This window comes from Streptomyces sp. NPDC056734, assembly GCF_042790455.1.
GTDB lineage: Bacteria > Actinomycetota > Actinomycetes > Streptomycetales > Streptomycetaceae > Streptomyces.
In genome coordinates this window covers 21,366-29,796 of record NZ_JBHTZD010000046.1, presented here as the reverse complement: position 1 = coordinate 29,796, position 8,431 = coordinate 21,366, and the positions used below count along the sequence as shown (strand labels likewise).

The window sequence follows — 8,431 nt, the reverse complement described above, 5'->3', positions numbered from 1 at the left end:
TGTTTTGGTGGCCTGCGAACTTTTTTTTTCCGAGACGGGTGGGGGGGGGGGGGGGGGGGCCCCCCCCGGCCCGGGGGGCCGTCCGCACGACTCGCGGACGGCCCCGGGGCCGGGATTCCTTGGCAGGAGAAGGGGTGAAGGGGGCAGGGGTCAGGCCGGGACCGGTACCTTTCGCTGGTCCTGTGCCGGCTCGTCCACCAGGGAGCCGCCCGCCTTGTCGTAGGCGTCGCGGTCGAGGATGCCCTCTCGGGCGGAGACCAGGACCGGGACCAGGGCCTGTCCGGCGACGTTGGTCGCGGTGCGGATCATGTCGAGGATCGGGTCGATCGCGAGGAGCAGACCGACGCCCTCCATGGGCAGGCCGAGCGTGGACAGGGTGAGCGTCAGCATGACGGTCGCGCCGGTCAGACCGGCCGTGGCGGCGGAGCCGACGACGGAGACGAACGCGATCAGCAGGTAGTCGCCGACGCCGAGCTGGATGTCGAAGATCTGGGCGACGAAGATCGCGGCGATGGCCGGGTAGATCGCGGCGCAGCCGTCCATCTTGGTGGTGGCGCCGAACGGCACCGCGAAGGACGTGTACTCCTTCGGCACCCCGAGCCGCTCGGTCACCTTCTGGGTCACCGGCATGGTGCCGACCGAGGAGCGGGAGACGAACGCCAGCTGGAGCGCGGGCCAGGCACCCTTGAAGAACTGGAGCGGGTTGACCTTGGCGACGGTGGCGAGCAGCACCGGGTAGACGATGAAGAGGACGATCGCGCAGCCGACGTAGATGTCGGCGGTGAAGGTGGCGTACTTGCCGAGCAGGTCCCAGCCGTAGGTGGCGATGGCGTTGCCGATCAGGCCGACCGTGCCGAGCGGGGCGAGCCGGATGACCCACCACAGGGCCTTCTGGAGCAGCTCCAGGACGGACTCGCTGAGGGTGAGGATCGGCTGGGCCTTCTCCCCGAGTTGCAGGGCGGCGATACCGGCGACGGCGGCCATGAAGACGATCTGGAGCACGTTCAGCTCGGTGAACGGCGTGATGACGTCCGTCGGGATGATGCCCGTCAGGAAGTCGAGCCAGGAGCCCCGGTACTCGGGCGCGGCGCCGTCCGCCGGGGTCAGGCCGGTGCCCGAACCGGGGTTGGTGACCAGGCCGATGACGATGCCGATGGCCACCGCGATCAGCGAGGTGATCATGAACCAGAGCAGGGTGCGGGAGGCCAGCCGGGCGGCGTTGTTGACCTTGCGCAGATTGGTGATCGAGACCAGGATCGCGAAGAAGACGAGCGGGGCGACGGCGAGCTTCAGCAGCCCGATGAAGATGCCGCCGACCTTGTCGAGCGTGGTCACCAGCCAGGAGACGTCGTACGTCCTGGCTATCCAGCCGAGCAGGACGCCCAGCGCGAGACCGATGATGATCTGGGCCCAGAAGGGCACTCGGAAGGGCGCTCGAAAGCGCTCTCTTGCGGGCAGCTTGAGGGAATTCGTGTTTTCGGACACGGACATGCTCCGGGGGGATGCGCAAACGGGGACGGGGAAGTGCCGGCGCTGAACTGGCGGGGCCCTGAAGGGGATGGGCCGGGAGAACGTTGTCAGTGACGACAGCCGGCGGAGGCGCACCGGCAGAGGTCCACATGCAGGCGCTCGACGAGCGGAACGCTCGGAGGCATGACGGACTCGGCGGCGGACTTCATGTCTAGACCGTAACACCCGTCCTTTGAGATCCTCAAAGCCTTTCTTTGAGAGGTACAACACGCCATATACCCCTACAAAGCAAAGCACCCCGGGTGGTCCGGGGTGCGCGGGTATGAACGTACGGTTGTGCCGCTACGAGGTCTGCGCGCGGGCGGCGTCGTCGGCGTCGTCCTCCTGGGTGCGGTTGGCGTCCAGGTTGGCCTTCATCTTGTCGACCCGGTTCACGATCCCGACCGAGGCGCGGTCCCGCTCCTTGCGCAGCACCACGAAGCTGATCGGCGCCGAGATCACCAGCGCGAGCAGGACGACCCACATACCGTTTGACTCGCCGAGGCCGCGCGGGGCGACACCGGAGTAGACGAGACCCCAGACGACCACGAGGCAGGCCACGAAGATCCCGAGGCGCATCAGCGTGTAGCGGAGCATCTCTATCCACTCTTCCGTTTCCTGGAGGCCCCGCGGCGCGGGCGGCACGAATGTCCCCATTGGGACACCGTCCAGTGAAGCACGCCATCGGTGAGGTCCGGGAAGCGGGTGCGGTACGAGGTCAGGTGAGCGGCAGCAGCATGATGACGTCATCGCGGTCGTCGCCGGGGGCCACCCGGATCGCGCCGGGTATCCGGCCGACCTCCTTGTAGCCGCACGAGCCGTAGAACCGCTCCAGGCCGAGTCCGCTCCGGCAGGCGAGCCGGATCGCCTCGATGCCGTCGAACCGGCGGGCCGCGCGGGCGGCTTCGGCCAGCAGGTCCCGGCCGTGGCCCGCGCCTTGGTGACGCGGGTGCACCATCACCGTGTAGAGCCAGATCCAGTGGGTCATCAGACGGTGGCTGTTGAAGGTGAGGAACGCGGAGGCGGCGACCCGGCCTTCCCTGTCATGCCCGACGAGGAGCCGGGCCCGCCCCTCGGTCATCGCCGCGAACTGCCTCACCAGCTCGGGGCGGATCGCCTCCCGGTCGACCGGCGGCACGAAACCGACGGCTCCCCCGGCGTTGGACACGTCCGCCCACAGATCGAGGATGCCGTCCCGCAGGGCGGGGTCCACGGCGGGGTCGAGGGTGAAGGTGAGGGGGGTGGGGGTGGGGGTGGAGGTGGGGATGGACATGGGGCGGGGGGTGATCCGTCTCGTGTGGTGCGGGGCGTGCGGCTCCGGTGCTTCCGGTGATCCGGTGATTCCGGTGATTCCGGTGATTCCGTGGTTCACAGCCGCATCGGCTGCGGGGCCTCTCGGCGGGCCGGGTCCGGGCCCTCGTACTCCTGGACGAGCGTGTAGCGCGCGGTGCGCTCCGCCGGGCGGAAACCCGCGTCGCGGATCAGGTCGAGGAGGTCCTCGCGGGTGAGCGGGGGCTCGGCCGGTGAGCCGCCGGCACCGGGGGCGGCGTCGATGTCGTCGGCGCCGTGCTGGAGGGCGAGCTGGGCGGTCTGTACGCCGTACATCGGAAGGCGGACCTTGAGGTGCGGGACGTTGTCGAGCAGGAGACGGGAGACGGCGAACGTCTTGAGGGTCTCCAGCGGGGTGGCCGTACGGGCTCCGGAGAGCGGGGCGGGCAGCGGTACGACGGTCTGGAAGCCGCCGGTCTCGTCCTGGAGTTCCCGCAGCCGCAGCGCCTGGGCGACCTTGTGACCGGGGTCCTCGGTCTCGCCGTGGAGCACGGTGCACGGGGTCTTCAGGCCCTTGGCGTGGGCCAGTCGCTGGATGCGGGACCAGTCCGCCCAGCCGAGGGTCCCGGCACCGCCGGTCAGCGAGGCGAGCCCGGCATCGATCAGCTCGTCCAGGAGCTGGGCGGCGGGCCGCCCGGAGAGGGTCTCGGCGTGCTGGATGCCGGTGGCGGTGAACGCGTGCAGCGAGACGTCCGGCAGGGCGGCCGTCAGCTCGCGCAGCGAGCGGACGCGCTCGTCCCAGGGCAGGTCGGGGTCGGGGTCGGGGCCGCTGGTGAGGTACAGCTCGGTGAGCCCCTCGCCGGCCAGCTCCCCGGCACGTCGCGAGGCCGCCACGACGGTCGTGTCGAGGTGCCGGGTCGCGGCGAAGTGCACGCGGTCGCCGTGGTGGCGGGTGCGGACCTCGTGGGCCAGGCCGCCGAGCCAGGCCAGGTCGTCCGCCGCGTAGAGCGCGCGGCCGTCCTCGTGGGTCAGCCGCTCACCGGAGCGGACCTTCTCCCCCAGCTCCCGCTTGAGCCCGGCGTCCATGCGTATGCCCTTTCTCCGACAACTCGGCCAACCGTACCCCCCGCTCGCGCGGGGCCTCAGACCTCCTCGGGCAACTCCCCGACCCGGTTCTCCCACTTGGTGGAGAGCACGATGGTGGTACGCGTACGGGAGACGCCCTTGGTGCCGCTGAGCCGGCGGATGATCTTCTCCAGGCCGTCCACGTCGGTGGCGCGCACCTTGAGCATGAAGGAGTCGTCACCGGCGATGAACCAGCAGTCCTCGATCTCCGGCAGATCCTTCATCCGCCGGGCCACGTCCTCGTGGTCGGCGGCGTCGGAGAGCGAGATGCCGATGAGGGCGATGACACCGAGTCCGAGCGAGACGGCGTCCACGGTGGCCCGGTAGCCGGTGATGACCCCGGCCGCCTCCAGCCGGTTGATGCGGTCGGTGACGCTGGGGCCCGACAGACCCACGAGACGGCCCAGCTCGGCGTACGAGGCCCGGCCGTTCTCCCTCAGGGCCTGGATGAGCTGCCTGTCCACGGCGTCCATGCGATCGAAGCCTTCCACTGAAGAGAACAGAAGAGAAATGAGGGGATTGAGGGGGGGGAGGGGGGCGAGGGGGGTGAGTGCAGGGGATTCAGAGCTGATTCGGGGCTGGCTCGGGCTGGCTCGGACTGATTCGGGGCTGACTCGGGCTACGGGCTCAGCCGCTGCCCTGTCCTCCGCCGCCCAGTTCGCCGGTCCATCGGCGGTAGAGCGAGTGGGGGACGCCCGCCGCGTCCAGGATCCGGCCGGCGACGAAGTCCACCAGGTCCTGGATGTGGGTGGCGCCCGCGTAGAAGGCGGGCGAGGTGGGGACGACCGACGCCCCCGCGTCGTCCAGTGTGACGAGGTGGCGCAGGGTCTGCCCGTTCAGCGGGGTCTCCCGTACGGCGACGACCAGCGGGCGGCGCTCCTTGAGGGTGACACTCGCCGCGCGCTGGAGCAGATCCTTGGAGAGCCCGAGGGCGACACCGGCGACGCAGGCCGTGGAGGCCGGCACGATGAGCATCCCCTGGGTGCGGTACGACCCCGAGGACGGCCCGGCGGCCAGGTCCCCGGCGCTCCAGTAGCGGACGCCGCCGAGGTCGACGGCGAAGGTGCCGGGCTTGCCGTCGGCGCCCCGGGACAGCCATTCGCGCAGGTCGCCCTGCCAGTGGGCGTCGCGGAAGGGGAGGCCGGTCTCGTCGAGCAGGGTCAGCCGGGAGGCGCGGGAGACGATCAGGTCGACCCGCTCCCCCGCCGCGAGGAGCGCGCGGAGCACGGCGGCGGCGTATGGGGTGCCCGAAGCGCCGGACACCCCCACGATCCAAGGCGCACGGGGCGTCTCTCCTGGCTTGACTGGGTTCACGCCTCCGAGCCTATCCGGCCCGAGGGGGTGGGAATATCCGGCCCGGCGGGGCGGGAACCGGCCAAGGGGTCCGGGGCGTTCCTTGAAGGGACGAACCAGTCGCGGGGGGGTGCCATGGCGGACGTCGGATCAAACGGGCCGAGCGGGCCGAGCGGATCGAAGGGACCGGGCTACGGGCAGGGGCACGGGCCGGGATACGGACAGGGCTTCGGGCGGCGTTTCGGCACGGACACCGGCGGGCGCGGGGGCGGCAGGGCCCGGGTGTGGGCGGCGGCCAAGCTGATGCTGGCCTGGGTGGCCCTGCTGTGGCTCCTGGAAGTGATCGACGTGGCCACCGGCCATGAGCTGGACAGCTTCGGGATCGTGCCGCGTACGCCGTCCGAGCTGATCGATGTGATCCCGGCGTCCTTCATCCACTTCGGCTTCGGCCATCTGGCGGCCAACACGCTGCCGCTGCTGGTCCTCGGCTTCCTGGCCGCCCTGAGCGGGATACGCCGGTTCCTGGCCGTCTGCGCCCTGATCATCGTGGCCGACGGCCTCGGGGTCTGGCTGGTGGCCCCGGCCGGCACCAACACGGCCGGCGCGTCGGGCCTGATCTTCGGCCTCTTCGGCTACCTCGTCGTCACCGGCTTCGTGGAGCGCCGCCCGCTCGGCATCCTGGGCGGCGTCCTCATCGCCGCCATCTGGGGCGGCACCTTCCTGTCGGGCCTGGTCCCGCAGTCCGGGATCAGCTGGCAGGGGCATCTGATCGGGCTGATAGCGGGGGTGACGGCGGCGTTCGTGCTGCGCAGACGCCGGGCCCTGCCGGGTGGGGTTCAGGGCTGAGCGGACGCGCACCGCGCCTATACGGTCAGACCCCGCACCAGCAGATCCAGCAGCGCGCACACGAACAGGGCAATGCCGATGAAGCCGTTGACGCTGAAGAAGGCGCGGTTCAGGCGGGAGAGGTCGTGGGGGCGGACGATGGAGTGTTCGTAGAGGAAGGCGCCCGCGACGATCAGGAGGCCGAGCCAGAAGAAGGCACCGGCGTCGGTGGCGACGGCGTACCAGGCGAACAGGGCGGTGGTGAGGGCGTGGCAGACGCGGGCGGCCCAGATCGCCGCCGGGATGCCGAAGCGGGCCGGGACCGACATCACGCCGACCTCGCGGTCGGTCTCGACGTCCTGGCAGGCGTAGATCAGGTCGAAGCCGCCGATCCAGATGCCGACGGCGAGGCCCAGGATGACCGCGTCCCAGGACCAGGTGCCGGTGATCGCCAGCCAGCCGCCGATCGGGCCCATGGCCTGGGCGAGGCCGAGGATCGCCTGGGGGAAGTTCGTGAAGCGCTTGCCGTAGGGGTAGACGACCATCGGGACGACCGCGATGGGGGCCAGCGCCAGACAGAGGGGGTTCAGCAGCGCCGCCGCGCCCAGGAAGATCACCAGGGCGATGAGCGCGCCGGTCGAGGCGTGGCGTACGGACATCGCGCCGGTGACCAGTTCGCGGTGGGCCGTGCGTGGGTTCCGGGCGTCGATCTCGCGGTCGATGATCCGGTTGACGGCCATCGCGAAGGTGCGCAGGCCCACCATGCAGATGGTGACCAGGAGCAGCCGGGCCCAGTGGATGTTCCCGTCCCACTCGTACATCGCGGTCAGGGCGGCGATGTAGGCGAAGGGCAGCGCGAAGACCGAGTGCTCGATCATCACCAGCCGGAGGAACGCTCTGGTCCGTCCCGGCTGGGGGATCGCGGCGGACGCGCTGCTCATCACAGGCCGTACTCCTTCCACCGGCGGTCGACCGTCGCCGCCGTGGCCGGGTCCGACACCACCATGTCGGGCCAGCCGCCGTCCCTGGTGTAGCCCTCCTCGGGCCACTTCCTCGTCGCGTCGATACCCGCCTTGCCGCCCCAGAACTGCTGGTAGGAGGCATGGTCCAGATGATCGACGGGGCCCTCCACGACCGAGAGGTCACGGGCGTAGTCGGTGTTGCCGAGGGCCCGCCACGCGACCTCGTGCAGATCGTGCACATCGCAGTCGCTGTCCACGACCACGATCAGCTTGGTCAGGGACATCATGTGCGCCCCCCAGATCGCGTGCATCACCTTCTGCGCGTGTTTGGGGTACTTCTTGTCGATCGAGACGATCGCGCAGTTGTGGAAGCCGCCCGCCTCGGGGAGGTGGTAGTCCACGATGTCCGGGACGATGATCTTCAGCAGGGGGAGGAAGAAACGCTCCGTCGCCCGGCCCAGCGGGCCGTCCTCCGTCGGGGGGCGGCCGACGACGATGGACTGGAGCAGCGGGCGCTTGCGCATCGTGACGCAGTCGATCGTCAGCGCGGGGAAGGGTTCCTGCGGGGTGTAGAAGCCGGTGTGGTCGCCGAAGGGGCCTTCCGGCAGCATCTCGCCCGGCTCCAGCCAGCCCTCCAGGACGACCTCCGCCTGCGCCGGCACCTGGAGCGGCACGGTCTTGCAGTCGACCATCTCGGTCCGCTTGCCCGCGAGGAATCCGGCGAACAGATACTCGTCGATGTCGCCGGGGAGCGGGGCGGTGGACGCGTAGGTCACGGCGGGCGGGCAGCCGAAGGCGATGGCGACCGGCAGGCGTTCGCCCCGGCGGGCGGCGACCTGGTAGTGGTTGCGGCTGTCCTTGTGGATCTGCCAGTGCATGCCGATCCTGCGCTTGTCGTGGCGCTGGAGGCGGTACAGGCCGAGGTTGCGGACGCCGGACTCCGGGTCCTTGGTGTGCGTCAGACCGAGGTTGAAGAAGGAGCCGCCGTCCTGCGGCCAGGTGAACAGCGCCGGGAGCTGCTCCAGGTCCACGTCATCGCCGTGCAGGACGACCTCCTGCACGGGCGCGTTGTCGGACTTGACCTTCTTCGGCGGTACGTGTGCCATCGCGCCGAGCTTCCCGAACGCCTCGCGCACGCCGACGAACCCGTGCGGCAGTTCGGGCCGCAGCAGCCCGCCGATCCGCTCGCCGATCTCGCCGTACGACTTCAGCCCCAGCGCCTTCAGCAGCCGCCGGTCGGTCCCGAAGACATTCATGGCGAGGGGCATCGAGGAGCCCTTCACCTTCTCGAAGAGGAGCGCCGGGCCACCGGACTTCTGCACCCGGTCGACGATCTCACCGACCTCCAGATGCGGATCGACCTCGACCTTGACGCGCTTGAGGTCACCTTCGCGCTCCAGTGCCCTGAGCAGGGAGCGAAGATCGTCGTAAGCCATGGGGCCCAGTAT

10 protein-coding genes are annotated in these 8,431 nt (G+C 70.2%); 1 reads left to right on the top strand and 9 read right to left on the bottom strand.

Translation table 11 applies throughout. The features are described from left to right. Positions 1-150: 150 nt before the first annotated feature. The 7 genes from ACFRFC_RS37640 to ACFRFC_RS37610 all read right to left on the bottom strand — a co-directional run bounded on the left by ACFRFC_RS37640 (position 151) and on the right by ACFRFC_RS37610 (position 5,217). On the bottom strand, positions 151-1,491 hold the full coding sequence (locus ACFRFC_RS37640) for a dicarboxylate/amino acid:cation symporter (RefSeq protein ID WP_382680254.1): 1,341 nt from the start codon (positions 1,489-1,491) through the stop codon (positions 151-153). Between the two features lie 86 nt (positions 1,492-1,577). Next, positions 1,578-1,655 carry a putative leader peptide gene (locus ACFRFC_RS37635; protein WP_382680606.1) on the bottom strand — a complete coding sequence of 26 codons (78 nt, stop codon included), beginning with the start codon at positions 1,653-1,655 and terminating at the stop codon, positions 1,578-1,580. A gap of 157 nt (positions 1,656-1,812) precedes the next feature. After that, positions 1,813-2,106 (bottom strand): DUF4229 domain-containing protein, encoded by a 294-nt coding sequence (locus tag ACFRFC_RS37630; RefSeq protein ID WP_382680605.1) that lies wholly within the window; start codon positions 2,104-2,106, stop codon positions 1,813-1,815. 121 nt (positions 2,107-2,227) lie between these two features. Further along, entirely contained in the window at positions 2,228-2,782 is a 555-nt protein-coding gene (locus tag ACFRFC_RS37625) for a GNAT family N-acetyltransferase (RefSeq protein ID WP_382680253.1), read from the bottom strand. Positions 2,783-2,877: 95 nt separating this feature from the next. Further along, positions 2,878-3,864 carry a radical SAM protein gene (locus ACFRFC_RS37620; protein WP_382680252.1) on the bottom strand — a complete coding sequence of 329 codons (987 nt, stop codon included), beginning with the start codon at positions 3,862-3,864 and terminating at the stop codon, positions 2,878-2,880. A gap of 56 nt (positions 3,865-3,920) precedes the next feature. Further along, positions 3,921-4,376 (bottom strand): Lrp/AsnC family transcriptional regulator, encoded by a 456-nt coding sequence (locus ACFRFC_RS37615; RefSeq protein WP_382680251.1) that lies wholly within the window; start codon positions 4,374-4,376, stop codon positions 3,921-3,923. 154 nt (positions 4,377-4,530) lie between these two features. After that, entirely contained in the window at positions 4,531-5,217 is a 687-nt protein-coding gene (locus tag ACFRFC_RS37610; protein ID WP_382680250.1) for a UbiX family flavin prenyltransferase, read from the bottom strand. A 282-nt stretch (positions 5,218-5,499) separates the two neighbouring features. Between ACFRFC_RS37610 and ACFRFC_RS37605 the strand changes: the two genes are divergently transcribed. Next, on the top strand, positions 5,500-6,042 hold the full coding sequence (locus ACFRFC_RS37605; protein ID WP_382680604.1) for a rhomboid family intramembrane serine protease: 543 nt from the start codon (positions 5,500-5,502) through the stop codon (positions 6,040-6,042). A gap of 17 nt (positions 6,043-6,059) precedes the next feature. Here the strand turns inward: ACFRFC_RS37605 and mqnP are convergent, their stop codons facing one another. Together mqnP and ACFRFC_RS37595 are read right to left on the bottom strand one after the other, a co-directional pair. Further along, positions 6,060-6,962, bottom strand: coding sequence for a menaquinone biosynthesis prenyltransferase MqnP (mqnP, locus tag ACFRFC_RS37600; protein ID WP_382680249.1), 903 nt, complete (start codon positions 6,960-6,962; stop codon positions 6,060-6,062). Next, positions 6,962-8,419 carry a menaquinone biosynthesis decarboxylase gene (locus tag ACFRFC_RS37595; RefSeq protein ID WP_382680248.1) on the bottom strand — a complete coding sequence of 486 codons (1,458 nt, stop codon included), beginning with the start codon at positions 8,417-8,419 and terminating at the stop codon, positions 6,962-6,964. The genes mqnP and ACFRFC_RS37595 overlap by 1 nt, the downstream gene beginning before the upstream one ends. Positions 8,420-8,431 lie beyond the last annotated feature (12 nt).

Excerpts from the sequence above, each read along its gene's own strand:
- ACFRFC_RS37640 (WP_382680254.1), bottom strand. The coding sequence starts at position 1,491 with ATGTCCGTGTCCGAAAACACGAATTCCCTCAAGCTGCCCGCAAGAGAG.
- ACFRFC_RS37635 (WP_382680606.1), bottom strand. The coding sequence starts at position 1,655 with ATGCCTCCGAGCGTTCCGCTCGTCGAGCGCCTGCATGTGGACCTCTGC.
- ACFRFC_RS37630 (WP_382680605.1), bottom strand. The coding sequence starts at position 2,106 with ATGCTCCGCTACACGCTGATGCGCCTCGGGATCTTCGTGGCCTGCCTC.
- ACFRFC_RS37625 (WP_382680253.1), bottom strand. The coding sequence starts at position 2,782 with ATGTCCATCCCCACCTCCACCCCCACCCCCACCCCCCTCACCTTCACC.
- ACFRFC_RS37620 (WP_382680252.1), bottom strand. The coding sequence starts at position 3,864 with ATGGACGCCGGGCTCAAGCGGGAGCTGGGGGAGAAGGTCCGCTCCGGT.
- ACFRFC_RS37615 (WP_382680251.1), bottom strand. The coding sequence starts at position 4,376 with ATGGACGCCGTGGACAGGCAGCTCATCCAGGCCCTGAGGGAGAACGGC.
- ACFRFC_RS37605 (WP_382680604.1), top strand. The coding sequence starts at position 5,500 with ATGCTGGCCTGGGTGGCCCTGCTGTGGCTCCTGGAAGTGATCGACGTG.
- mqnP (WP_382680249.1), bottom strand. The coding sequence starts at position 6,962 with ATGAGCAGCGCGTCCGCCGCGATCCCCCAGCCGGGACGGACCAGAGCG.
- ACFRFC_RS37595 (WP_382680248.1), bottom strand. The coding sequence starts at position 8,419 with ATGGCTTACGACGATCTTCGCTCCCTGCTCAGGGCACTGGAGCGCGAA.